Origin of the sequence: Pseudomonas sp. USTB-Z (assembly GCF_019691255.1) — a bacterium.
In the GTDB taxonomy this organism is placed as follows: domain Bacteria; phylum Pseudomonadota; class Gammaproteobacteria; order Pseudomonadales; family Pseudomonadaceae; genus Aquipseudomonas; species Aquipseudomonas alloputida.
In genome coordinates this window covers 160036-183570 of record NZ_JAECZP010000009.1, presented here as the reverse complement: position 1 = coordinate 183570, position 23535 = coordinate 160036, and the positions used below count along the sequence as shown (strand labels likewise).

22 protein-coding genes are annotated in these 23535 nt (G+C 62.3%); 9 read left to right on the top strand and 13 right to left on the bottom strand.

The annotated features are described in order from the left end of the window. Positions 1 to 12: 12 nt before the first annotated feature. The 9 genes from I8746_RS13130 to tcyJ form a co-directional block, all read right to left on the bottom strand. A complete protein-coding gene (locus tag I8746_RS13130; protein ID WP_003255861.1) occupies positions 13 to 657 on the bottom strand; it encodes a methionine ABC transporter permease in 645 nt (214 codons plus the stop codon). After that, a complete protein-coding gene (locus I8746_RS13125; RefSeq protein WP_011953201.1) occupies positions 647 to 1756 on the bottom strand; it encodes a methionine ABC transporter ATP-binding protein in 1110 nt (369 codons plus the stop codon). The genes I8746_RS13130 and I8746_RS13125 overlap by 11 nt, the downstream gene beginning before the upstream one ends. A gap of 1 nt (position 1757) precedes the next feature. Beyond that, positions 1758 to 2558 carry a MetQ/NlpA family ABC transporter substrate-binding protein gene (locus I8746_RS13120; RefSeq protein ID WP_003255857.1) on the bottom strand — a complete coding sequence of 267 codons (801 nt, stop codon included), beginning with the start codon at positions 2556 to 2558 and terminating at the stop codon, positions 1758 to 1760. After that, entirely contained in the window at positions 2551 to 3936 is a 1386-nt protein-coding gene (locus I8746_RS13115) for an LLM class flavin-dependent oxidoreductase (RefSeq protein WP_014755019.1), read from the bottom strand. The genes I8746_RS13120 and I8746_RS13115 overlap by 8 nt, the downstream gene beginning before the upstream one ends. Beyond that, positions 3936 to 5117 carry an SfnB family sulfur acquisition oxidoreductase gene (locus tag I8746_RS13110; protein WP_011953204.1) on the bottom strand — a complete coding sequence of 394 codons (1182 nt, stop codon included), beginning with the start codon at positions 5115 to 5117 and terminating at the stop codon, positions 3936 to 3938. Before I8746_RS13110 ends, I8746_RS13115 begins: the two co-directional genes overlap by 1 nt. A 141-nt stretch (positions 5118 to 5258) precedes the next feature. After that, positions 5259 to 6500 carry an SfnB family sulfur acquisition oxidoreductase gene (locus tag I8746_RS13105; RefSeq protein WP_003255852.1) on the bottom strand — a complete coding sequence of 414 codons (1242 nt, stop codon included), beginning with the start codon at positions 6498 to 6500 and terminating at the stop codon, positions 5259 to 5261. 317 nt (positions 6501 to 6817) lie between these two features. Then, positions 6818 to 7576 carry an L-cystine ABC transporter ATP-binding protein TcyN gene (tcyN, locus tag I8746_RS13100; protein ID WP_003255850.1) on the bottom strand — a complete coding sequence of 253 codons (759 nt, stop codon included), beginning with the start codon at positions 7574 to 7576 and terminating at the stop codon, positions 6818 to 6820. 2 nt (positions 7577 to 7578) lie between these two features. Beyond that, entirely contained in the window at positions 7579 to 8247 is a 669-nt protein-coding gene (gene tcyL / locus I8746_RS13095) for a cystine ABC transporter permease (RefSeq protein WP_003255849.1), read from the bottom strand. Beyond that, on the bottom strand, positions 8244 to 9038 hold the full coding sequence (gene tcyJ, locus I8746_RS13090; protein WP_003255847.1) for a cystine ABC transporter substrate-binding protein: 795 nt from the start codon (positions 9036 to 9038) through the stop codon (positions 8244 to 8246). The genes tcyL and tcyJ overlap by 4 nt, the downstream gene beginning before the upstream one ends. Before the next feature lie 307 nt (positions 9039 to 9345). On the opposite strand from tcyJ, the gene epsC reads away from it, so the two are divergent. After that, entirely contained in the window at positions 9346 to 10278 is a 933-nt protein-coding gene (epsC, locus tag I8746_RS13085; RefSeq protein ID WP_011953205.1) for a serine O-acetyltransferase EpsC, read from the top strand. A 270-nt stretch (positions 10279 to 10548) separates the two neighbouring features. Then, complete coding sequence (gene betT, locus I8746_RS13080; RefSeq protein ID WP_003255844.1) at positions 10549 to 12552, top strand: choline transporter BetT; 2004 nt, start codon at positions 10549 to 10551, stop codon at positions 12550 to 12552. A 123-nt stretch (positions 12553 to 12675) separates the two neighbouring features. Here the strand turns inward: betT and tauD are convergent, their stop codons facing one another. Genes tauD through tauA form a run of 4 tightly spaced genes read right to left on the bottom strand, consistent with a single transcriptional unit; the run spans position 12676 to position 16167 of the window. Then, complete coding sequence (gene tauD / locus I8746_RS13075) at positions 12676 to 13509, bottom strand: taurine dioxygenase (RefSeq protein ID WP_019750185.1); 834 nt, start codon at positions 13507 to 13509, stop codon at positions 12676 to 12678. A gap of 48 nt (positions 13510 to 13557) precedes the next feature. After that, entirely contained in the window at positions 13558 to 14397 is an 840-nt protein-coding gene (gene tauC / locus I8746_RS13070; RefSeq protein WP_011953207.1) for a taurine ABC transporter permease TauC, read from the bottom strand. Continuing rightward, on the bottom strand, positions 14394 to 15182 hold the full coding sequence (tauB, locus tag I8746_RS13065) for a taurine ABC transporter ATP-binding subunit (RefSeq protein ID WP_011953208.1): 789 nt from the start codon (positions 15180 to 15182) through the stop codon (positions 14394 to 14396). Before tauB ends, tauC begins: the two co-directional genes overlap by 4 nt. A gap of 13 nt (positions 15183 to 15195) precedes the next feature. Further along, positions 15196 to 16167, bottom strand: coding sequence for a taurine ABC transporter substrate-binding protein (gene tauA / locus I8746_RS13060; RefSeq protein WP_003255840.1), 972 nt, complete (start codon positions 16165 to 16167; stop codon positions 15196 to 15198). Positions 16168 to 16685: 518 nt separating this feature from the next. Between tauA and I8746_RS13055 the strand changes: the two genes are divergently transcribed. The 7 genes from I8746_RS13055 to ssuB all read left to right on the top strand — a co-directional run bounded on the left by I8746_RS13055 (position 16686) and on the right by ssuB (position 23518). Continuing rightward, positions 16686 to 18026 carry an OprD family porin gene (locus I8746_RS13055; RefSeq protein WP_011953209.1) on the top strand — a complete coding sequence of 447 codons (1341 nt, stop codon included), beginning with the start codon at positions 16686 to 16688 and terminating at the stop codon, positions 18024 to 18026. Positions 18027 to 18191: 165 nt separating this feature from the next. Further along, positions 18192 to 18830 carry a peroxiredoxin gene (locus tag I8746_RS13050; RefSeq protein ID WP_003255836.1) on the top strand — a complete coding sequence of 213 codons (639 nt, stop codon included), beginning with the start codon at positions 18192 to 18194 and terminating at the stop codon, positions 18828 to 18830. A 218-nt stretch (positions 18831 to 19048) separates the two neighbouring features. Continuing rightward, positions 19049 to 19642 (top strand): NADPH-dependent FMN reductase, encoded by a 594-nt coding sequence (gene ssuE / locus I8746_RS13045; protein WP_003255835.1) that lies wholly within the window; start codon positions 19049 to 19051, stop codon positions 19640 to 19642. A gap of 85 nt (positions 19643 to 19727) precedes the next feature. Then, a complete protein-coding gene (locus I8746_RS13040; RefSeq protein ID WP_010951615.1) occupies positions 19728 to 20693 on the top strand; it encodes a sulfonate ABC transporter substrate-binding protein in 966 nt (321 codons plus the stop codon). A 59-nt stretch (positions 20694 to 20752) separates the two neighbouring features. Then, positions 20753 to 21901 (top strand): FMNH2-dependent alkanesulfonate monooxygenase, encoded by a 1149-nt coding sequence (gene ssuD / locus I8746_RS13035; RefSeq protein WP_011953210.1) that lies wholly within the window; start codon positions 20753 to 20755, stop codon positions 21899 to 21901. A 10-nt stretch (positions 21902 to 21911) separates the two neighbouring features. Continuing rightward, positions 21912 to 22709 carry an aliphatic sulfonate ABC transporter permease SsuC gene (ssuC, locus tag I8746_RS13030; protein WP_003255831.1) on the top strand — a complete coding sequence of 266 codons (798 nt, stop codon included), beginning with the start codon at positions 21912 to 21914 and terminating at the stop codon, positions 22707 to 22709. After that, positions 22706 to 23518, top strand: coding sequence for an aliphatic sulfonates ABC transporter ATP-binding protein (gene ssuB / locus I8746_RS13025; protein WP_010951617.1), 813 nt, complete (start codon positions 22706 to 22708; stop codon positions 23516 to 23518). The genes ssuC and ssuB overlap by 4 nt, the downstream gene beginning before the upstream one ends. The last annotated feature ends 17 nt before the right edge of the window (positions 23519 to 23535 follow it).

Genomic DNA, 23535 nt, shown 5'->3' with positions numbered 1-23535 from the left:
CAGCCCTGGATTTCAGCGCTTGTTCAAACCCTTCGCCAGGCGGTCCCCGCCCAGCTGGATCAACGCCACTAACGCTACCAGCATGGCGATCACGGTCAGCATGATCTGGCTGTCGAAACGCTGGTAGCCATACCGATAGGCGATATCCCCCAGCCCGCCGGCACCAATCGCCCCGGCCATCGCCGACGAGTTGATCAAGGTCACCAAGGTTATGGTGAAGCCCCCGACGATCCCCGGCAGTGCCTCGGGCAACAGTACATGCCAGACGATGTGCCAGCGCCGGCAGCCCATGGCCTGTGCGGCTTCCACCAGACCATGGTCGACCTCACGCAGGCTGACCTCGGCAATCCGCGCAAAGAACGGTGTGGCGGCAATGGTCAGCGGCACCACTGCCGCCCACACACCATAAGTGGTACCCACCACCAGGCGGGTGAAAGGAATCAGCGCAACCATCAGGATCAGAAACGGAATCGAGCGGAACAGGTTGACGAAGGCGCCCAGCACCCGGTTCAGCAGCCGCGCCTCGAAGATCCCACCCTTGTCGCTGGTGACCAGCAGCACCGCCATGGGTACACCCACCAGCAGGGCGATCAGTGACGAAACCCCAACCATCAGCAGCGTATCAAGCAAGCCTTCCAGCAGGCGATCAAACCACATGGCCCAATACCTCCACGTCCTCGGCCCAACGGCGGGCACGTTCCAGCAATTGATGGGTGTCGTGCGGCGAGTGTTGCACCGAGAGGATGAGTTGCCCCAAGGCATGTTCGCCGATGGTTTCCACGCCGCCCTGCAGCAGACGCACACGCCCGCCCAGGTCGTTGAACAGGGCAGACAGCTCTGGCTCGCCAAGCACCGTCAGTTTCAGCACTACGGCGCTGTTGCCGCTCGCCGGGTGGGCCTGGAGGCTGGCTTGCAGTGCGGCGGGTAGCTTGGCCTGCAAAGGGGCGAGCAGGGTGCGGGTAACCTCGTGACGAGGTGAACCAAACACCCGCCAGACCTCGCCCTGCTCGACCACTGCGCCGCGTTCCAGCACCACAACCCGGTGGCAGATGTCGCGAATCACCGCCATTTCGTGGGTGATCAGCACGATGGTCAGCCCCAGGCGCTGGTTGATATCGCGCAGCAGCTCCAGGATCGAGGCGGTGGTTTCCGGGTCCAGCGCCGAGGTGGCCTCGTCGCACAGCAGGATCTCGGGGGTGTGCACCAGTGCCCGGGCAATGCCCACGCGCTGTTTCTGCCCGCCGGACAGTTGCGCCGGGTACACGTGATGTTTTTCCTGCAGGCCGACCAGTTCCAGCAACTCGCGCACCTTGCGCTGGCGTTCGGCTTTTGCCACGCCGGCGACTTTCAACGGCAACTCGACGTTCTGCCACACGGTCTTGGCCGACATCAGGTTGAAGTGCTGGAAGATCATGCCGATGCGCCGGCGCAGGGCCACAAGCTGGTCCTCATCGAAAGGCGCGATATCCACCTGGTCGATCAATACGCGGCCCTGGCTGGGTTGCTCCAGGCGGTTGATGGTGCGCAGCAGTGATGACTTACCGGCGCCGCTGCGGCCGATGATGCCGAAGATCTCGCCATGGCGGATGTTCAAGTCAATGCCTTGCAAGGCCGGTTGCGCCTGGCCCGGGTAGGTCTTGCCCAGGCCGATGAAGCGCACGTGGGCTTCATTGACCTCGGGGCGCAGGGCCTGTTCCTTGGCTATAGGCGGCAGTGCTTGGGGTGTAGGCGCCCTGAGCGCGCTGGCCTGGCTCATGTCAGCCTTCCCAGCCGGCTTGGTAGAGCTTGCCGTGAGCTTTGTTCAACGCAGCGCGCACCACTGGCGAATGCTGGTAGATGTCGACGAACTGGGCCAGGCGTGGGTCGTCCTTGCTTTGCGGGCGAATGACGAACTGGATCACGTATTCCTTGTTTTCCAGCCCATCGAACAGCAACGCCGAGGTGGCATCGAAGGTGTTGGCCAGGCGGATGTAGGCCGGGTAACCCTGCACCAGGTCGGCGTCGTCGTAGGCGCGTACCAGTTGCACCGCCTCGACCTGAAGGATCTTCAGCTTTTTCGGGTTGGCGAGGATGTCATCCTCGGTGGCCTTGTAGCCCACGCCGGGCTTCAGGGTGATCAACCCGGCCTTGGCCAGCAGCAGCAGGCCACGGCCGCTGTTGATCGGGTCGTTGGCGATGGCCACGCTGGCGCCTTCAGGCAGCTCGGCAAAGCTTTTGTACTTTTTCGAGTACAGGCCAACGTTGTTGATGATGCCCGGGGCGTAAGGCACAAGGTTGAAGCCTGCAGCAGCCTTGGCGTTTTCCAGGAACGGGATGTGCTGGAAGTAGTTCACGTCGATGTCGCCGCTGTTGAGGCTGACATTGGGCGCAATCCAGTCGCTGAACTCGATCAGCTTCACTTCCAGGCCTCGCTTGTGGGCTTCTTCCACCGCGGCTTCCAGCGGAATGGCAAAGGCCGAGGTGGTGCCGATCTTCAACGGCTCGGCAGCAAGGGCACCGGCGCACAGGCCGAGGGTGATGGCAATGGCCGCGACGGGCCGGAACAGTTTCTCAAGCATGGTGCAGGGCTCCAGTCGGGGTAGGGGTAAAGCGGTAAGCCGAGCCAGGGTGGTCGGCGGGTAAGTGCGGGTGGTCGGCCTGGAACAGTTTTTCGCGCAGGGTGCCTTCGGTGTAGGCCGTCTTGTAGCGGCCACGCTGCTGAAGTTGCGGGATGACCAGCTCGACGAAGTCCTCGAAGCTCTCCGGGGTGACGGTGCGGGTCAGGTTGAAACCGTCCAGGCCGGTTTCATCGATCCACGCGATCAACTGCTCGGCCACCTGTTCAGGCGCGCCGACCAGGGTTACGTAGCGGCCGCCCAGGGCGTGCTGTTGCAACAGGCGCCGGCGGGTCCAGGCGTTGTCTTGCAACTGGCGCGTGGCTGACTGGATGGCGTTGCCCTGGTTGAAGGCAATGGGTTCGTCCAATTCATAGGCGGCGAAGTCGATGCCAGTGGACGCGGCGAAGTGCGCGACGCCCGCTTCGGCGCTGGCGTGGCGCAGGTACTCGGCGTGTTTGGCCTGGGCCAGTTGCTCGGTGGCCGCAACGATCACCGTGATGCCCATGAACACTTTGACTGCCTGCGGGTCGCGGCCGGCGGCCTGGGCGGCCGCGCGAACCTTGTCGACCTGGGCACGGGTGGCTGCCTTGTCTTGGCCACTGATGAACACGCATTCGGCATGGTTGCCGGCGAAGGCCAAGCCACGCGCAGAGCTGCCAGCCTGGAACAGCACCGGGGTGCGCTGCGGTGAGGGCTCGCACAGGTGGTAGCCTTCGACCTTGTAGAACTCGCCCTGGTGCTGAACCTTGCGCACCTTGTCGGGCGTGGCATAGACGCGATGCTCGCGGTCGGCGACCACTGCGTCATCGGCCCAACTGCCTTCCAGCAGCTTGTACAACACCTGCAGGTATTCATCGGCCTGATCGTAGCGGCGATCATGCGCCGGTTGCTGCGCCAGGCCCATGGCCCGGGCAGCGCTGTCGAGGTAGCCGGTGACAATGTTCCAGCCCACCCGGCCATTGCTCAGGTGGTCGAGTGTGGAAAGTCGCCGGGCGAACAGGTACGGCGCCTCGTAGGTGAGGTTGGCGGTAAGGCCAAAACCCAGGTGACGAGTGACTGCAGCCATGGCGGAGACCAGTAGCAGCGGGTCGTTGACAGGCAGCTGGATCGACTCCTTGAGGGTGACGTCCAGAGACTGGCCGTAGATGTCGTAGGTGCCGACGATGTCGGCAATGAAAAGCCCGTCGAACAGACCCCGCTCCAGCAGGCGTGCCAGGTTGGTCCAGTAGTCCAGGGTCTTGTACTGGGTTGAAGTGTCCCGTGGGTGGGTCCACAGACCGTGGTTGATGTGCCCGATGCAGTTCATGTTGAAGGCATTGAGCAGAATCTGCTTGGCCATCAGATGGTCCCCCGGCGTGGCGGGTTGGCATCGTTGAGGTAGTAGTTGCCGATGGCGTGGTACTTCCAGCGCACCGGGTCGTGCAGGGTGTGCACGCGAGCGTTGCGCCAGTGGCGGTCGAGGTTGTGTTCGGCCAATGTTGCCTGGCTGCCGCCCAGTTCGAACAGGGTGGTACCGGCGGTGAGGGAAATTTCGGTGCTGATGGCGCGTGCTTCGGCCACGGCAATGGAGGCGGCGGCCACGTTGTCGGCAGTGCTGTCGTCGCGGGCGCGGTCGAGGTATTCGCCTGCGCGCTCCAGCAGGGCTTCGGCCGCATGCAAGCGGACCGCCAGATGGCCGAAGCTTTTCAGCGTCAGCGGGTCATCCGTGGCCTTGTCCAGGCCGGAGTCGACCCACGGACGGCTGCGGGTGCGCACGAAGTGCAGGGCGTCTTCATAGGCGGCGCGGGCAATGCCGGTGTCGATGGCGGCATGGAGGATCTGCGCCAGCGGGCCAACCGGGGTGGGGCGCTCGAAGGCGCTCTGGAACGGCACCACGTCCGCTGCGCTGACGTACACGTTATCGAACACCACCGAACCGCTGCCGGTGGTGCGCTGGCCGAAGCCGCTCCAGTCGTCGATCACCTGCAGCCCCTGGCTGTCGGCCGGGACGAAGGCCAACTGTTGTATACCTTGTTCATCCACGACCGAGGTTGGAATGCGCTGGGCATAGATGGCGCCTGTGGAATAGAACTTGCGCCCGTTGATGCGGAAACCGTCGCCGTCACGGCTCAGGCGGGTGGTGCGCTCGTGGGCGGTCTTGGTGCCCAGCTCAGCCAGGGCATTGCCGAAACGGCGGCCGGCCAGCACCTCGGCGTACAGGCGCTGTTGCTGTTCGGGGCTGCCGTTTACCCGCAGCACTTCCAGACCGTAGAAATGATTCTGCGGAATCTGCCCGAGCGAACCGTCGGCCTGCGCGATACGGGCGATGACCTTGGCCAGGGTGACGTTGGATACGCCGGCACCGCCGAAGGCTTTGGGCACGCTGATGGCCCACAGGCCGGAGCGGGTGAACAGCTCGAGTTCGGCCAGCGGCAGGCGGCGCTCGCGGTCGCGCAAGGCGCTGTCGCGGCGCAGTTGCTGGGCGATGTCTTCGGCGACGGCCAAGGCTTGGGCGTCGCTGGTGATGATAGCGATTGTCATGGAGTTCTCCGGGGGCCGCTTTGTGGCCCTTCGCGGGCTTACCCGCTCCCACAGGTGAAGTGATGCCAGTTCAGACGGTGGCAGTCCTGTGGGAGCGGGCAAGCCCGCGAAGGGCTGCGCAGCAGCCCCAAAGGCAGCAAATCAGATCCAGGAATGCCGTGCAGGCAGGGTGCCGTTAAGGTGGTAAGCGCCCACCGCGTGGTACTTCCAGCGCACCGGGTCGTGCAGGGTGTGCACCCGAGCATTTCGCCAGTGGCGGTCGAGGTTGAACTCGGCAAGGGTGGCGCGGCTGCCGGCCAGCTCGAACAGCTTTTCGCTGGCCTGCAGGGCAATTTCGGTAGTCAGCACCTTGGCCTCGGCCACCGCAATCGAGGCACGTGCCGCACTGGCTGCGTCGATAGGCGCAGCATTGACCTCGTCGAGTACCCGAGCAGCTTTGCGCAGCAGCGCTTCGGCGGCGTGTAGCTCGAGTTTCAGGCGGCCGATGTCGGCAATTACATAAGGGTCGTCACTGGCACGGTCGACGTTGGCTTCAATCCACGGCCGGGACTTTTCGCGCACGAAGGTGATCGCATCATCGATAGCTGCTTCGGCGATGCCAGCGTCGATCGCCGCCTGGATCAGCTGCGAAGCGGCGCCCTGAATGTTGGGGATATCGCGCTGGCGCCAGTTGTCGATTACCAGTTCCGCGTCCACCGGCACCTGGTCCAGCAGCACGGTACCGCTGGCGGTGGTGCGCTGGCCGAACCCGGACCAGTCATCGACAATGCGCAACCCCGGGCTGCCCCGGCGCACGAATGCCAGGCGCTGGCGGCCTTCGTCGTCGAGGGCTTTTACCGCCACCCAATGGGCGAACAAGGCACCGGTGGAGTAGAACTTCTCGCCACTTATGCGGTAGCTGTCGCCGGCGCGCGTGATTCGGGCCTTGAGGGTGAGGGTATCCCTGGTGCCACGCTCAGGCCCGGCATTGCCTATGCGCCAGCCGTCGAGCACGCTGCGAAAGATCCGCGCTTGCTGCGCCTCGCTGGCCGTCAGGCGCAGCAGTTGCAGCATGCCGAACTGGTTCTGCGGGATCTGCCCCAGGGCGGGGTCGGCGGCGCTGATCAGGCGGAACACTTCGGCGACCGTTGCGAAAGATACGTCGGGGCCACCGTAGGCCTTGGGTACGCTGATGCTGCCCAGACCGCTGCGGGTAAACAGTTCGATTTCGGCCCAGGGCAGTTTGCGTTGCTGGTCGCGCCGGGCAGCTTGCTCACGGGCGACCTCGGCCAGTTCGCGGGCCGCTTGCAGGGCTTCGGCGTCGTTGCGCAGTACCTTGGCCGGCAGCAGCGGGGGCGAGCTGTCGAGATCGCTATGGAATTGGGTGTTGGCTTGGCTGGGCATCAGTGCCGCTCCTTGGCTGCACTCAATGCCCTGGCGTTACGCACTGGGGTGATTGTGATCCTGACCATTCCTGACCTCACAAAATAGTTATGTCGCTACAGCTGATCGCGACAGATGTGTGCTGGTCCGGTGGTCCGGTTTATATACCCTAATGATTTATAAAAATTTTATGAACTAACTTTTTGGAATATTTATAGAAGGGGATATGTTACAGACGTGCCGGGCTCTTCGCGGGTAAACCCGCTCCTACACAGATGCCTCAAGATCTGTGCATTCACTGTAGGAGCGGGTTTACTCGCGAAAGGGCCGGAACAGGTTTACTCGGAGGCCGCAGTCCCGAGGAACTTGCGCAAGAACTGCCGGGTACGTTCTTCCTTCGGCGCCGCGAACAGCGCCTTTGCTTCGCCCTGCTCCACGATCACGCCCTTGTCGAAGAAGATCACCCGGTTCGCCACGTCCCGGGCAAAGCTCATCTCGTGGGTGACGATGATCATGGTGCGCTTTTCCTCGGCCAGGCCGCGGATGGTCGCCAATACTTCACCGACCAGCTCCGGGTCTAGCGCCGAGGTCGGTTCGTCGAACAGGATTACCTCTGGTTCCATGGCCAGGGCACGGGCGATGGCCACGCGTTGCTGCTGGCCGCCGGACAGGCGCCGTGGGTAGGCGTCTTCCTTGCCCGCCAGGCCGACTTTGGCCAGCAGGCGCCGGCCGAGCTCGATGGCCTGTTCGCGAGGCGTCTTCTTGACGATCACCGGCCCCTCGATCACGTTCTCCAGGGCAGTGCGATGGGGGAACAGATTGAAGTTCTGGAACACGAACCCGGCTTGCTGGCGCAAACGGCGAATCGCACCCTGCTGCCCGCCCAAAGGGCGGTTGGCATCGATGCTGATGGCGCCGATCTGGATCTGCCCGGCATCGGGTGTTTCCAGCAGGTTAAGGCAGCGCAGGAAGGTGGTTTTGCCCGAGCCACTGGGGCCGATGATGGCCACCACTTCACCGGGCTGCACGGTCAGGTCGATACCGTTGAGCACGGTCTGGCCCTTGAACCGCTTGGTCAGGCCTTTGACTTCAATCATGCTCAATGCTCCTGGTCATGCTGGTTGACCCGCGCTTCCATGCGGTTCTGGAAGTGCGCAAGGATGCTGCACAGCACCCAGTAGATGACCGCGACCGCCACGTACATGGTGAACACTTCGAACGTGCGCGCAGTAATCAGCTGGGCTTGGCGGAACAGCTCGGGCACCTGGATGGTTGCCGCCAGGGCAGTGTCCTTTACCAACGAGATGAAGCTGTTGCCCAGCGGTGGCAACGCGGTGCGCAAGGCCTGTGGCAGGATCGCCCGGCGCATGGCTTGCACGCGGGTCATGCCGATGCTGGCGGCTGCTTCCCATTGGCCACGGTCGATCGAGGAAATGGCTGCGCGCAGGATCTCGCAGATGTAGGCCGCCATGTTCAGCGACAGGCCGATCAGCGAAGCGGGGATTGGGTCGAGCTCGATGCCGATTTGCGGCATGCCGAAATAGATCACGAACAGCTGCACCAGCAGCGGCGTGCCGCGGAAGAACGACACGTAGACCCGCGCCAGCCAGTTCAGCGGCAGAATCTTCGACAACCGCATCAGCGCCAGGGCAAAGCCCAGCACCAGACCGAAGAACATGCCGCCGACACTGAGCAGCACCGTATAACCCGCGCCCTTCAGCAGGAAGGGCGCGGAATCGACAACGAGTTGCAGGCTTTCAGCGATCATTTGGTGACATCGGCACCGAAGTACTTCTCGGACAGCTTGGCCAGCGTGCCGTCAGCTTTTAGCTTGTCGATGGCCTTGTTGATGGCTGCCAACAGTTCCGGCTCACCTTTGCGCAGGGCCACGCCGCTTTCCAGGCGCGAGAAGGCATCGCCAGCAAGTTGGGTGTCCTTGGCTTTTTGCGCGTATTCCAGCGCCGCCAGGCGGTCGATCAGGATGGCGTCGATACGGCCGTTGCGCAGGTCAGCGAACTTGCTTGGGTCGTCTTCATAGGTGCGCACATCGGCTTGCGGCACGTCCTTTTTCACCCACTGTTCGTAGTTGGTGCCAAGGCCTACGCCGACCTTTTTGCCGGCCAGGTCCTGTGCGCCCTTGATGTTCAGCTGCTCGGCTTTCTTTTTCAGGATCAGTGCCTGGATGCCGGAGACAGTGTAGGGCTCGGAGAAGTCGTACTTTTTCTTGCGCTCTTCGGAAATGGTCACCTGATTGACCACTACATCCAGGCGTTTGGATTCCAGCGCGGCGAGGATGCCGTCCCACTTGGTCGGCTGGATCTTGGCCTTGACCCCCAGCTCCTTGGCCAGCAGCTCAGACAGCTCCACTTCGAAGCCGGTCAGTTTGCCGTTTTCGTCCTGGAAGCTGAATGGCGGGTAGGTGCCCTCGAGGCCGACGTTGATGACGCCTTTTTCCTGAATGGTCTTCAATTGCTCGCCGGCGAAAGCCTGGCTGAGCAGGCCGGCACCCAGCAGAAGGGCCAGGCTGGCGTTGAGTAGCGGTTTGGCGAATTTCGACATGTCAGAGCCCCGCGCTTGTTGTCTAGGTAGTGAGGTGGCGACTATAGGGTTGGCTGATTAGGCCGGGAAATACTAAAAAATAACTTTAATATTCCTTTTTTGATTTGCGCCAGGTGCTGGCTGCTTTGAGGGTAGGCGACGATACCCACTCCGTCATCGCGGCTTATGCCTGACTTAGTGCAGGATGGAATAAAGCGTTGTTTTTTCCAAGCCTCAGATTTGCCGTAAAGTGGATTGCAGCAGGCAGGTTCGGCCTTTTCGCGGGCCTGGCAACAAAATCAGATGGCCTATACGGCAGGAGAACACCGTGAGCGAACAACCTTCATCCGCGCATTGGCAGTTGCAGAGCATTGTCACTGGCCTGCGCGGGGCCCGTGAGCAATGGCGCACCCGTAATGGCCGCAGTATTGGCGAGCAGGGCGGGCGCGAGCTGCCGTCGCGTGAAGCGATGCGACAGATTCTGGAGCAACTGTGCGGGGCGCTGTTCCCCATGCGCCTGGGGCCAGTTGACCTGCGCGAAGAAAGTGAAGACTTCTACGTCGGCCATACCCTGGATGCCGCGCTGACCGCCTTGCTGGCCCAGGCTCGTCTTGAACTTCGCTACGCGGCACGGCAAAGCAAGGCCGAGCTGGCGGGCGTCGACGCCCGTGCGCTGAGCCTGATCCAGGGCTTTGCAGCTGCGCTACCGGAACTGCGCATTCTGCTCGACACCGATGTGCTGGCCGCCTACCACGGCGACCCGGCAGCGCGCAGCGTCGATGAAGTGCTGCTGTGCTACCCGGGCATCCTGGCGATCATCCACCACCGGCTGGCGCATCACCTGTACAAGGCAGGGCTGCCGCTGCTGGCGCGGATCAGTTCGGAGCTGGCGCATTCGGCCACCGGTATAGACATTCACCCGGGGGCGCAGATCGGCCCGAGCTTCTTCATCGATCATGGTACGGGTGTGGTCATTGGTGAAACCGCGATCATCGGCGAGCGCGTGCGCATCTACCAGGCGGTGACCCTCGGCGCCAAGCGTTTCCCCAGCGATGAGTCGGGTACGCTGCATAAAGGCCTGCCACGCCACCCGATCGTCGAGGACGATGTGGTGATCTATGCCGGGGCCACGGTGCTGGGGCGTATTACCATCGGTAAGGGTTCGACCATTGGCGGTAATGTGTGGCTGACGCGCAGTGTGCCGGCTGAAAGCAACATTACTCAGGCCAACCTGCAGCTGGATTGCCAGGACAAGAACTGATCCAGCAGTGCAATTGCCTGTGCCGGCCTCTCCGCGGGCAAGCCCGCGCCTACACCGAACGTACCAAATGTAGGTGCGGGTCCACCCGCAAAGAGGCCGGAACAGGACGACACCAATCGGCGCCCCAATTCGCATTGAAATCCGATCCATGTTTAACTTGAACGCTTGTTCAATGAAAAACGCTGGTCCGCTGCCGGTGTTCAACAGGAGGATTCCTTTGCTGAACCCGTTCATTCCGAACCTCACGTCATTCGACGAGGTGCACGCCCTATGAGTGCACCGAACCCTTCCGCTGCCAACGGCAAAATCCGCATGAACCCCCCGGTGTTCTACTTTGCGGCGAGTTTCATCCTCATCTTTGGCCTGGTAGTCATCTCCAACCCGCAAGCCGCAGGTGACTGGTTGCTGGCGGCGCAGAACTGGGCGGCCAACACGGTCGGCTGGTACTACATGCTGGCGATGACGCTGTACCTGGTCTTCGTGGTGGTCACCGCCTTGTCTGGCTATGGCAAGATCAAACTCGGTGCCGACCACGACGAACCCGAGTTCAGCTACCTGTCGTGGGCAGGCATGCTGTTCGCCGCCGGCATCAGCATCACGCTGTTCTTCTTCTGTGTCTCCGAACCGCTGACCCACATGCTGCAACCGCCCCAAGGCGAAGCCGGCACGGTCGAGGCCGGGCGCCAGGCGATGCAGATCCTGTTCCTGCACTGGGGCCTGCATGGCTGGGGGGTGTTCGCCTTCGTCGGCATGGCATTGGCCTATTTCGCCTACCGGCATAACCTGCCGCTGGCCCTGCGTTCGGCGCTGTACCCGCTGATTGGCAAGCGCATCAACGGCCCGATCGGTTATGCGGTGGATGGCTTCGGCATCATCGCCACGGTGTTCGGCCTGGGCGCCGACATGGGCTTTGGGGTGCTGCATCTGAACGCCGGTCTGGACTACCTGTTCGGCATCAGCCACAGCCAGTGGGTGCAGGTGATCCTCATCACCCTGATGATGGGCGCGGCTGTGGCCGTAGCCGTGGCCGGGGTGGAGAAGGGGGTGCGGGTGATGAGCGACATCAACCTGTTCCTGGCCTGTGCGCTGCTGCTGTTCGTGCTGTTCGCCGGGCCTACCCAGCACCTGTTCAACACGCTGATCCAGAACCTGGGCGACTACCTGGGTGCGTTGCCGCGCAAGAGCTTCGACGTGTATGCCTATGGTGAAAACCGCGGCTGGCTGGGCGGCTGGACCGTGTTCTACTGGGCCTGGTGGATTGCCTGGGCGCCGTTCGTGGGCCTGTTCATCGCCCGCATCTCCCGTGGCCGTACCATCCGCGAGTTCGTCTTTGGCGTGCTGCTGATTCCGCTGGGCTTCACCCTGGCGTGGATGTCGATCTTCGGCAACAGCGCCTTGGACCAGGTGATCAACCACGGCATGACCGCACTGGGCCAGTCGGCGCTGGATAACCCGTCGATGAGCCTGTACCTGCTGCTGGAAACCTACCCCTGGAGCAAGGCAGTCATCGCCACCACGGTGTTCATCAGCTTCGTGTTCTTCGTCACCTCGGCCGACTCGGGCACCGTGGTGCTGTCGACCTTGTCGGCCAAGGGCGGTGACGCTGATGAAGATGGGCCGAACTGGCTGCGTATCTTTTGGGGGGCGATGACTGCACTGATCACCAGTGCGCTGTTGTTCGCTGGCAGCATTGATTCGCTGAAGTCGGCAGTGGTGCTGACGTCGCTGCCGTTCTCGCTCATTCTGCTGTGCATGATGTGGGGGCTGCACAAGGCGTTCTACCTGGAGTCGCAGCGGCAGATCGCGCAGATGCACTCGCTGGCCCCGTTCGCCCAGTCGCGTCGCGGCCGTGGCGGCTGGCGCCAGCGCCTGAGCCAGGCGGTGCACTTCCCGTCACGTGATGAGGTGTACCGTTTCATGGATGATGTGGTGCGCCCGGCGATTGCCGATGTGCGTGAAGTGTTCGAGCAGAAAGGCCTGGTGCTGATTACCCAGGACGACCCTAGCCATGACAACGTCAGCCTGAAGATTGGCCATGGCGAGGAACAGCCGTTCATTTACCAAGTGCAGATGCGTGGCTATTTCACACCATCGTTCGCCTTGGGGGGGCTGGGTACGCAGGAGTTGAAGAACCGCCGCTATTACCGGGCGGAGGTGCACCTGAGCGAAGGCAGCCAGAACTATGACCTGGTGGGCTACAGCAAGGAGCAGATCATCAACGACATCCTCGACCAGTACGAGCGGCACATGCAGTACCTGCACCTGGTTCGCTGACCAAGGTCTCCTGTCCTGGCCTCTTCGCGGGCTTGCCCGCTCCCACAGGCACGGCACCGGTTTCGAAACCTGTGTGTACCTGTGGGAGCGGGCAAGCCCGCGAAGAGGCCAGACAGGCAACCGCTAGAAAGGTGCATCCCCAAGGATGGTCGCCCGGTGCATCACCCGCCGGTTCGGCCGGTAATCATCCACCGCAAAATGCTGGGTCACGCGGTTGTCCCAGAACGCCACGTCATGCTCCTGCCAACGCCAGCGAATGCTGAACTCCGGTCGCGTCGCATGGGCGAACAGCAGCCTCAGCAGCGCATCGCTTTCCAGTTCGCTCAGTTCATTGATGCGTGTAGTGAACCCTTCATTGACGAACAACGCCTTGCGCCCGCTCACCGGATGCGTGCGCACCACCGGGTGCGACAGCGGTGGGTTGTTGCGCCGGGTGGCCTCCCAGCGCGTCAGGTCTTCCGGCGTGGTGCCAAAGCGCTCCAGCGGGAACGACTTGGTGAAGTCGTGGGTAGCGGTCAGCCCGCCCAGCATTTCACGCAGCGGCGCCGACAAGGCCTCGAAGGCCGCAATGCCGCTGGCCCAAAGGGTATCGCCACCGTAAGCAGGCAATTGCTTGGCGCTGAGTACCGCGCCCAGTGCCGGGGTCGGCAAAAAGGTCACGTCGGTGTGCCACACGGCGTTGTCGCGCACATCGGTAACCGCCGTGTCGAGCACCAGCACCTGCGGGGTGTCCGGCACGTTGGGGTAAATCGGGTGGATGTGCAGGTCGCCGAAGCGTGCGGCAAAGCGCGCCTGCTGTTCCGGGTTGATCGGCTGGTCGCGGAGGAACAGCACCTGGTGCTGGAGCAGTGCCTGTTCGATGGCATCGCGCTCTTCTGCGCTGATATCGCGGCTGATGTCCACGCCGCTGATCTGGGCGCCGAGTGCTGGGCTTAGGGGAGTGATGGTCAGGCTCATGTCGGTCTCTTCAATCGGGCGCCAGTGTGCTGGCGTGGACAATGGAGTTCAGTGAATCTGCCCATGCCAGGGCACCAGCTTGCGTTGCAGGGCACGCAGGCTCATTTCCAGAGCGAAGGCGATCAGGGCGATCAGCAGGATGCCCAGCACCACCACGTCGGTGACCAGAAACTGCGCCGCCGATTGCACCATGAAGCCCAGGCCGCTGGTGGCGGCGATCAGTTCGGCAGCCACCAGGGTCGACCAGCCGACCCCCAGGCCAATGCGGATGCCGGTAAGGATGTCAGGCAATGCACTGGGCAAAATGACGTGGCGGATCAGTTGGGCCTTGCTTGCGCCCAGCGACTGCGCCGCGCGCAGCTTGGCCGGATCTACCGTGCGCACACCGGTGGCTGTGGCAATGGCGATGGGGGCGAAGATTGCCAGGTAGATCAGCAGCACTTTCGACAACTCGCCGATACCGCACCAGATGACGATCAGCGGCAGGTAGGCCAGCGGCGGGATGGGCCGGTAGAACTCGATCAGCGGGTCGAGAATGCCGCGGGCTACGCGGTTGTAGCCGATAGCGATGCCGACGGGTATTGCGGTCAGGGTCGCTGCCACCAGCGCCAGGCCGATGCGGCCCAGGCTTGCGCCCAGGTGCTGCCACAGGCTGGCATCCATGTAGCCTTGGGTCAGCAAGGTCCATGCCTTGGCCAGGATGTCGCCGGGCGAGGGGAGGAACAGGGGCTCTACCCAACCGGCAGCCGTCACCAGCCACCAGGCCAGTAGCAGGCTGGCCAGGGTCAGGGTGCTGATCCAGCGGGTGGACAGTGGGTGGCGTAGCGTGGCGGCTGGCCGGGTTTGGGTGTTGTGTTTGCCGGCGACCGGCAGGTCCAGGCTGCTCATGCGCGCTCCTGCAGGCTTTGGCGTTGGGAAAACACCCGCGCCAGCACATGCTCGCGGGTTTCGATGAAGGCTGGATCGGACTTGATGGCCCGGGCCGATTCGCCAGCGGCATAGCGCTGGCCGAAGTTCAGCTGCAGGCGTTCCACTACGCGTCCCGGGTTGGGCGCCAGCAGTACCAGTTCGCTGGCGAGGAACACCGCTTCTTCGATGTCGTGGGTAATCAGGAACACCGGCTTGGCGGTGCGTTGCCAAACTTGCAATAGCAGCTCTTGCATCTGCTCACGGGTGAAGGCATCGAGGGCACCGAACGGTTCATCCATCAGCAGTACCCGAGGGGCAGCCGCCAGCGCCCGGGCAAGGCCCACGCGCTGCTTCTGGCCACCGGACAATTGCCAGATACGCCGTTCGCCGAAGCCATCGAGGTCGACCAGGGTGAGCATTTCGCGGGCCTTGGCCTCACGCTGGGCGCGGGGTACGCCAGCCAGTTCGAGGCCGAAGGCGACGTTGCCCAGCACGTTCTGCCATGGCAGCAGGGCATCGTCCTGGAACACCACGCCGCGTTCTGCACCGGGGCCCTGCACCGGCACACCATCGAGGGTGATGTCACCGCCACTGGGGGCGACGAAGCCGGCGATCAGGTTGAGCAGTGAGGTCTTGCCGCTGCCGGAAGGCCCCAGGGCCACCAGCAGTTGGCGTGGTCCCAGGCTCAGGTTGATGTCGGCCAGCACCGGGGTGCTGGCGCCTGGGTACTGTGCGCTGATGCGCTCCAGCTCGAGCAAGGCCATGACGGGCTCCGGATCAGTTTGGAAGGAACTTGGCGCTGACGTACGGCGAGTAGTCCGGCAGCACTGCTTCGACTTTGCCTTGCTGCTTGAGGAAGTTGGCGGTGTCCGTCAGCGCTTGGGTGGTCGGCGCGCCCAGGGCGTTGGCCTGGTCAGCGGCCAGCGGGTAGACGTTGCCCTCCAGCAGCACCGGGATGTCGCTGGCCTTGGCACCGGACAGCTTCACCAGCTTGTCTACGTTGCCCTTGTCGGCCAGCCAGGCTTTCGGGTCCTTGCGGTAGTCGGCGTAGGCATCGAGGGTGACTTTGGCAAAGGCCTTGACCACATCAGGGTGTTTCTCGGCGAAGTCCTTGCGCACGATCCAGGCATCGAAGGTAGGCGCGCCTTTCTGGGCCAGTTCGCCGGAGGTGATCAGGACCTTGCCGTTTTCCTTGGCCACGCCCAGGGCCGGGTCCCACACGTAGGTCGCATCGATGTCGCCGCGCTTCCAGGCGGCAATGATGGCCGGCGGCGCCAGGTTGAGGATCTGTACCTTGGAAGGGTCGATATTCCAGCTTTTCAGTGCGGCAAGCAGGCTGTAATGCCCGGTGGACACGAACGGGACGGCGACCTTCTTGCCGATCAGGTCTTGCGGCGACTTGATGCTGTCACGGGCCACCAACGCTTCACCCGCGCCAATCTGGGTGGCGATGAGGAAGGTTTCAACCGGCAGCTTGCGGGTGGCGGCAGCGGCCAGCGGGCTGGAGCCCAGGTAGCCGATCTGCACGTCGCCGCTGGCCACGGCAGTGATCACGTCTGCGCCGTTATCAAATTTGCGCCAGTCGATGCTGGCCTTGCTGGCTTTTTCGTAGTCGCCATCGACCTGTGCCACTTTGGCCGGGTCGACAGTGGTCTGGTAGGCCACTGTCAGGTCGGCTGCCTGGGCCAACCAGCTGGTGCTGGCGAGGGTCAGGGCGGCGAACAGGCGCAGCGGAGCGTGCGGGATCATGGTTGAACCTCTCGTCAGGCAAGTCGGGTTGGATGACGAGAAGGCTAAATGATCTAAGAAAATTAAAATAAATAACTTTTTTGCATTAGCTTAGGAGCCAAACGCTTTAAAGCCAGGCGTTTCGCAGGCGAACAAGGGGTGAGTGCGCCATGACCCGTGGCGAAATCAGCGAGGCGTGCGAGGCGTTCTAGGCCCGATAGAACGATTTGGCATTAGGTTATGAGCAAACGTTTGCAAATAACCAAAAGTTATTAAACGAGTCGTAGCTACAACGAATTGCAGTAAAGGTTTCTAATATATTCCTTAAAAGTCTTACAAATTCATAAAACGGTCATTTTGGATTTATAGGATTGTCATTATCCTGTAGCGCAGGTGGCGTCTTAGACCAAAGTCGCGAAACGTTTAGAAACGATTGACTTAATAGTCACGCTTTGGGACTAAATCGCCCATCCCGGTGAGCGGGGCATCAGACCCCTCCGCCAGAGATACACAAAAATTAGAACGTAGAGGAGCAAAACATGTACAAGTCCAGCCTGGCTCTGGCCGTGGCACTGGGGGTTCTCGCCCAACAAGCAGGCGCTGCCGGTTTCGTTGAGGACAGCAAACTGTCGCTCAGCTCGCGCACCATGTACTTCAACAACGACAACCGTGAAGATCACGCAAGACCTGGTGCGGAGCGCCCGGATCAGCGTGAGTCGGGCCAGGGCTTCAAGCTCGACTACATCTCGGGCTTTACCCAAGGCACCGTAGGCTTCGGTGTTGATGCCCAAGCGCTGTGGGGTATTCACCTGGATGGTGGCGAGGGTTACCACAAGTCCGGCTTCTTCCCGGATGACGGCAAAGGTTCTGCAGCCCAGTGGGCTCGTTTCGGTGCCAATGCCAAGGCGCGCTTCTCCAAGACCGAAGCGCATTTCGGTAGCGCGCTCGCACCGAACCTGCCGATCCTGGTTTCCAACGATGGTCGTCTGCTGCCACAAACCTTCGAGGGTGGCACCATCCAGTCGAAGGAAATCGATAACCTGACCATCAACGCGGGTCAGCTGACCCACGCCATGGGCCGTGCTTCGAGCAACCGTACCGGTCTGTCTGTCGCCGGTTCCAATGCCGAGAGCAACAAGTTCCGCTATGGTGGCCTGGACTACAAGCTCACTCCAGACCTGACCCTGCAGTACTACTACTCGAACCTGGAAGACTTCTACAAGCAGCACTTCCTGGGCGCGACCCACGTGTTCAAGATCGCTGACGACCAGTCGTTCAAGACCGACCTGCGCTACTTCGACAGCAGCAGCGACGGCAAGAATGGCAACGACAGCGCTTACAACTTCAACAACAACGGTGGCTACGCCAAAAACACCGGCGAGATCGACAACAAGACCTGGTCCGCCATGTTCACCTATACCTTGGGTGGCCACGCGCTGATGCTCGGTCACCAGCAAGTGGGTGACGACGGTGGCTTCGTATGGTTGAACCAGGGCAGCCTGAGCAACGACAGCGGCACCTCGGAAGGTGCTGGCGGCTCCAGCTTCTACCTGTTCACCGACAGCATGATCAACCAGTTCGCCCGTGCTGGTGAAAACACCACCTTCGGTCAGTACTCCTATGACTTCGCGGCGCTGGGTGTGCCAGGCCTGAAGGCATCGGTTGCTTACCTGCGTGGTGACGATATCCGCAACAAGTCGGGCAGCGGTACCTACAATGAATGGGAACGCGATGCGCGCATCGACTACACCCTCCAGGAAGGTGCCCTCAAAGGCTTGGGCTTCAGCCTGCGCCAAGGCGTGTACCGTGGTGCCGGTGAGAGCAGTGCCGACCAGGATCAGGCTCGCTTCATCGTGAACTACACTTACAGCTTCCTGTAAGTCGTAGCCACAAAGAAAGCCTCGCCTAGTGCGAGGCTTTTTTGTGCCTGCTAGTTCGTATGCGTTATGGTTATAAATAAATCGTTATTTATTCTTTTTATTTTTAACTGAATGCAGGCAAATTGAGCCCATACGGTACAGAACCCAGCCCAGGAGCCGCAGCCCATGAGCCTCAAACTCGGCGATATCGCCCCCGATTTCGAACAGGATTCCAGCGAAGGCAAGATCCGCTTCCACGAGTGGCTGGGCAACAGCTGGGGGGTGTTGTTCTCCCACCCGGCCGACTTCACCCCGGTGTGCACCACCGAGTTGGGCCTGACCGCCAAGCTGAAGGACGAATTTGCCAAGCGCGGGGTCAAGGCCATCGCCCTGTCGGTGGACCCGGTCGACTCGCATCACAAGTGGATCGATGACATCAACGAAACACAGAATACCGTGGTCAACTTCCCGATCATTGCTGACGCTGACCGCAAAGTGTCCGACCTTTACGACCTGATCCACCCGAACGCCAGCGACACCCTGACCGTGCGCTCGCTGTTCATCATCGACCCGAATAAAAAGGTGCGCCTGACCATTACCTACCCGGCCAGTACCGGGCGCAACTTCAACGAAATTCTGCGGGTGATCGACTCGCTGCAGCTGACCGACAACCACAAGGTTGCCACACCGGGTAACTGGCAGGACGGCGATGAAGTGGTGATCGTGCCTTCGCTCAAAGACGAGGAGGAGATCAAGCAGCGCTTCCCCAAAGGTTACCGGGCGGTCAAACCCTATCTGCGCCTGACCCCTCAACCCAATCGTTAATGGATTCCTCGTTGCATTGCTCTTAGCCAAGCAGGGATTTTCGGGCCGTTTCGACGGCCCTTTTTTATGCCTGTAAAAAACGGTGGGAGCGGGCGCGCCCGCGAGGAGGTCTTTATGGGTAAAGACAATAATGGAATAAACAAATGAAAAAATATGATTTCTAGATATATGTAGCAGCTGTTAATGTCTCCTCCAACAGAACACAAGGAAGCGCAGCAATGCTGGTCGTCTCAATCGGTGGTAGCCCAAGTCTCCGTTCACGCTCCGGCGTGCTGCTCGAGCGTTCGCGCCAGTGGCTGCAGGATCGCGGCGTTGAAGTGGTGACATTCCAGGTGCGTGACTTTCCCGCCGAAGACCTGCTGCATGCCCGCTTCGACAGCCCGCATGTGCAACACTTTCAGCAGCTGGTGGCCCAGGCCGATGGCCTGATCGTCTCCACCCCGGTGTACAAGGCTTCGTTTTCCGGTGCCCTGAAAACCTTGCTTGACCTGCTGCCCGAGCGCGCCCTGGCCCACAAGATCGTGTTGCCCATCGCCACTGGCGGCAGCATCGCCCACATGCTGGCGGTGGATTACGCATTGAAGCCGGTGCTGTCGGCACTCAAGGCACAAGAGACCCTGCAAGGGATCTTTGCCGACGACAGCCAGGTGGCTTACGCAGAAGGTACAAAGCCCGCGCAGTTGGTACAGGCGCTGGAAGAACGCCTGCACGACTCGCTGGAAACCTTCCACGTCGCCCTGGCCCGTCGGCCGCGCCCCGTGGCCCCTGGCGTACTGAACGAACGTCTGATCAGCGCTCGCTGGAGCATCTGAACGGCATTACCCGCTTCACCACCTTACTCGCCCGTTAACGAGGCAAGCAGGTGCAACCCGAACCCCATTCGCACAGGAGAGCGCCATGCGCACAGTCTTCTTGCGTCGTGGTCTGGTCGCCCTGTTTGCGGCGGCTGTGTCCTTCGGCGCCATTACCCAAGCCCAGGCCGAGAGCCTGCGTATCGGTTACCAGAAATACGGCACCTTGGTGCTGCTCAAGGCCAAGGGCACGCTGGAGAAGCGTCTGGCCGAGCAGGGAGTACAGGTGCAATGGACCGAATTCCCCGGCGGCCCGCAGCTGCTTGAAGGGCTGAACGTCGGCTCCATCGATTTCGGCGTAACCGGCGAGACGCCTCCTGTGTTCGCTCAGGCCGCTGGCGCCGACCTGCTCTACGTGGCCTACGAGCCGCCAGCGCCGCACAGCGAAGCGATCCTGGTGCCCAAGGGCTCGCCGATCCAGTCGGTGAAGGACCTCAAGGGTAAAAAGGTCGTCCTCAACAAAGGCTCCAACGTGCACTACCTGCTGGTCCGCGCCCTGGAAGACGCCGGCCTCAAGTACAGCGACATCCAGCCTGTCTACCTGCCGCCAGCCGACGCCCGCGCCGCCTTCGAGCGCGGCAGCGTGGATGCCTGGGTGATCTGGGACCCTTACCAGGCCGCCGCCGAGCAGCAGCTGCAAGCGCGCACCCTGCGTGACGGCAAGGGCCTGGTCGACAACCACCAGTTCTACCTCGCCACCCGCAACTATGCGACACAGCACCCAGCGGTGATCAACACCGTGATCGAGGAAGTGCGCGCCGTGGGTGAATGGTCCCAGGCCAACCCGCAGGAGGTGACCGACCAGGTTGCCCCGCTGCTCGGCCTGCCTGCCGGCATCACCCTGACCTCTGTCAAACGCCAAGGCTACGGCGCTGCGCCGCTGACCCCAGAGGTGGTGGCCGCGCAACAGAAGATCGCCGACACCTTCCAGGCGCTCAAGCTGATACCCAAGCCGCTGAGCATCAAGGACGTGATCTGGACACCCCCTGCCAAAGTCGCTAGCGCGCCTTGATTGACTGCCAGTGCCGGGGCGCCGCTCCGGCTAGAGCCACCCTTGAGGAGACGACTCCAATGAGCCTTAACATTTTCTGGTTCCTCCCCACCCACGGTGACGGCAAGTACCTGGGCACTTCCGAAGGCGCACGTGCGGTCGACCACGGTTACCTGCAGCAGATCGCGCAGGCTGCTGACCGCCTTGGTTTTGGTGGGGTGCTGATCCCGACCGGGCGTTCCTGCGAGGACTCCTGGCTGGTGGCCGCGTCGCTGATCCCCGTGACCCAGCGCCTGAAGTTCCTTGTAGCCCTGCGCCCGGGCATCATTTCGCCGACCGTGGCAGCACGTCAGGCGGCCACCCTCGATCGCTTGTCCAATGGCCGTGCGCTATTCAACCTGGTGACCGGTGGTGATCCGGACGAGCTGGCGGGTGACGGCCTGCACCTGAACCACCAGGAGCGCTACGAAGCCTCGGTCGAGTTCACCCGTATCTGGCGCAAGGTGCTGGAAGGCGAAAACGTCGATTACGACGGTAAGCACATCCAGGTAAAAGGCGCCAAGCTGCTCTACCCGCCGATTCAGCAACCACGCCCATCGCTGTATTTCGGCGGCTCGTCCGAGGCCGCTCAGGACCTGGCGGCCGAGCAGGTCGAGCTGTACCTGACCTGGGGCGAGCCACCGGCAGCCGTTGCCGAGAAGATCGCACAGGTGCGCGAAAAAGCGGCTGCTCAAGGGCGCGAAGTACGCTTCGGTATCCGCCTGCACGTGATCGTGCGGGAAACCAACGAAGAGGCTTGGGCCGCCGCCGAGCGCCTGATCTCGCACCTGGACGATGACACCATCTCCCGCGCCCAGGCCTCGCTGGCGCGTTTCGATTCGGTGGGCCAGCAACGCATGGCTGCCCTGCACGGCGGCAACCGCGACAACCTGGAGGTCAGCCCCAACCTGTGGGCAGGTGTTGGCCTGGTACGGGGCGGCGCGGGTACCGCGCTGGTGGGCGACGGCCCGACTGTGGCAGCACGGGTCAAGGAATATGCCGACTTGGGCATCGATACCTTCATCTTCTCGGGTTATCCACATCTGGAAGAGTCTTACCGCGTGGCGGAGCTGCTGTTCCCGCACCTTGATGTGCAGCGCCCAGAGCAGCCGAAAACCGGTGGTTATGTAAGCCCGTTCGGCGAAATGGTGGCCAACGACATCCTGCCCAAATCTGTGTCGCAGAGCTGAGGGCCTGGCCATGAGTCGTGCAACTTCCTCCAACCTGACCCAGCGCCTGGCGCCGTGGGCGCTGCCGGTGCTGCTGTTGGCAATATGGCAACTGGCCGTCAGCGCTGGCTGGCTGTCGACGCGTATCCTGCCGGCACCTAGCGCAGTGGTAAGCGCGGGCGTCGAGCTGGTGCGCAGCGGCGAAATCTGGACCCACCTGGCCATCAGCGGTTGGCGTGCAGGCCTGGGCTTTGTCATCGGCGGCAGCATCGGCCTGGTACTGGGCTTCATCACCGGCTTGTCGAATTGGGGTGAACGCCTGCTCGACAGCTCGGTACAGATGATCCGCAACGTGCCGCACCTTGCGCTCATACCGCTGGTGATTCTGTGGTTCGGTATCGACGAGTCGGCAAAGATCTTTCTGGTCGCGCTGGGCACGTTGTTCCCGATCTACCTGAACACCTACCACGGCATTCGCAACGTTGACCCAGCGTTGGTGGAAATGGCGCGCAGTTACGGCTTGTCCGGCTTCGGCCTGTTCCGCCAGGTGATCCTGCCGGGGGCGCTGCCTTCGATCCTGGTGGGCGTGCGTTTCGCCTTGGGCTTCATGTGGCTGACGCTGATTGTTGCCGAAACCATTTCGGCCAACGCTGGCATCGGTTACCTGGCAATGAATGCTCGCGAATTTCTTCAAACCGACGTGGTAGTGCTGGCCATCGTCCTGTATGCCGTACTCGGCAAGCTTGCCGACCTTGCGGCCCGGGGCCTGGAGCGCGTGTGGCTGCGCTGGCACCCGGCCTATCAAGTTGCCAGGAAGGAGGGCGCATGACCGTGCTCAAGGAACAGCCACCACGCCTGCTGCGTGGCACCCCGCTGGCCTCCAAGGGCCTGCGCAAGACTTTTGGTCAACGCGAAGTTCTGAAGGGTATCGACCTGCACATTCCGGCCGGCCAGTTCGTGGCCATCGTCGGCCGCAGCGGCTGCGGCAAGAGCACTTTGCTGCGGCTACTGGCCGGGTTGGACCAGCCCACTGCCGGGCAGCTACTGGCGGGTGCCGCGCCGCTGGAAGAGGCCCGTGAAGAAACCCGCCTGATGTTCCAGGACGCGCGGCTGCTGCCGTGGAAGAAGGTGATCGACAACGTTGGCCTTGGGCTGTCTGGCGACTGGCGCCCGCGTGCGCTGGAGGCCTTGGATGCGGTTGGCCTGGCCGACCGCGCCAACGAATGGCCGGCAGCGCTCTCGGGAGGCCAGAAGCAGCGCGTGGCTTTGGCCCGAGCCTTGATTCACCAGCCCCGCCTGCTGCTGCTGGACGAGCCACTGGGGGCGCTGGATGCATTGACCCGTATCGAGATGCAGCAACTGATCGAACGCCTGTGGCGTCAGCACGGCTTCACTGTGCTGCTGGTCACCCACGACGTCAGCGAGGCGGTTGCCGTGGCTGACCGGGTGATCCTGATTGAGGACGGCGAGGTCGGGCTCGACCTCACTGTTGACCTGGCACGGCCCCGGGCGCGTGGTTCGCACCGTCTGGCCGCGCTGGAAAGCGAAGTGCTCAACCGTGTTCTGTCCACCCCGGGCACTGCGCCCGAGCCGGATCCTGTAGCCCCTCTGCCCACGCAACTGCGCTGGGCGCACTGAATCCCAAAAGCCAAAAG

Bases quoted from the DNA above. Each gene is read 5' to 3' on its own strand.
- I8746_RS13040 (WP_010951615.1), top strand. From the start codon at position 19,728: ATGCGCACAGTCTTCTTGCGTCGTGGTCTGGTCGCCCTGTTTGCGGCG.
- I8746_RS13130 (WP_003255861.1), bottom strand. From the start codon at position 657: ATGTGGTTTGATCGCCTGCTGGAAGGCTTGCTTGATACGCTGCTGATG.
- I8746_RS13115 (WP_014755019.1), bottom strand. From the start codon at position 3,936: ATGGCCAAGCAGATTCTGCTCAATGCCTTCAACATGAACTGCATCGGG.
- I8746_RS13050 (WP_003255836.1), top strand. From the start codon at position 18,192: ATGAGCCTCAAACTCGGCGATATCGCCCCCGATTTCGAACAGGATTCC.
- ssuD (WP_011953210.1), top strand. From the start codon at position 20,753: ATGAGCCTTAACATTTTCTGGTTCCTCCCCACCCACGGTGACGGCAAG.
- I8746_RS13120 (WP_003255857.1), bottom strand. From the start codon at position 2,558: ATGCTTGAGAAACTGTTCCGGCCCGTCGCGGCCATTGCCATCACCCTC.
- I8746_RS13055 (WP_011953209.1), top strand. From the start codon at position 16,686: ATGTACAAGTCCAGCCTGGCTCTGGCCGTGGCACTGGGGGTTCTCGCC.
- tcyL (WP_003255849.1), bottom strand. From the start codon at position 8,247: ATGATCGCTGAAAGCCTGCAACTCGTTGTCGATTCCGCGCCCTTCCTG.
- tcyN (WP_003255850.1), bottom strand. From the start codon at position 7,576: ATGATTGAAGTCAAAGGCCTGACCAAGCGGTTCAAGGGCCAGACCGTG.
- tcyJ (WP_003255847.1), bottom strand. From the start codon at position 9,038: ATGTCGAAATTCGCCAAACCGCTACTCAACGCCAGCCTGGCCCTTCTG.
- tauA (WP_003255840.1), bottom strand. From the start codon at position 16,167: ATGATCCCGCACGCTCCGCTGCGCCTGTTCGCCGCCCTGACCCTCGCC.
- ssuE (WP_003255835.1), top strand. From the start codon at position 19,049: ATGCTGGTCGTCTCAATCGGTGGTAGCCCAAGTCTCCGTTCACGCTCC.
- tauD (WP_019750185.1), bottom strand. From the start codon at position 13,509: ATGAGCCTGACCATCACTCCCCTAAGCCCAGCACTCGGCGCCCAGATC.
- I8746_RS13125 (WP_011953201.1), bottom strand. From the start codon at position 1,756: ATGAGCCAGGCCAGCGCGCTCAGGGCGCCTACACCCCAAGCACTGCCG.
- ssuC (WP_003255831.1), top strand. From the start codon at position 21,912: ATGAGTCGTGCAACTTCCTCCAACCTGACCCAGCGCCTGGCGCCGTGG.
- ssuB (WP_010951617.1), top strand. From the start codon at position 22,706: ATGACCGTGCTCAAGGAACAGCCACCACGCCTGCTGCGTGGCACCCCG.
- I8746_RS13110 (WP_011953204.1), bottom strand. From the start codon at position 5,117: ATGACAATCGCTATCATCACCAGCGACGCCCAAGCCTTGGCCGTCGCC.
- tauC (WP_011953207.1), bottom strand. From the start codon at position 14,397: ATGAGCAGCCTGGACCTGCCGGTCGCCGGCAAACACAACACCCAAACC.
- betT (WP_003255844.1), top strand. From the start codon at position 10,549: ATGAGTGCACCGAACCCTTCCGCTGCCAACGGCAAAATCCGCATGAAC.
- tauB (WP_011953208.1), bottom strand. From the start codon at position 15,182: ATGGCCTTGCTCGAGCTGGAGCGCATCAGCGCACAGTACCCAGGCGCC.
- I8746_RS13105 (WP_003255852.1), bottom strand. From the start codon at position 6,500: ATGCCCAGCCAAGCCAACACCCAATTCCATAGCGATCTCGACAGCTCG.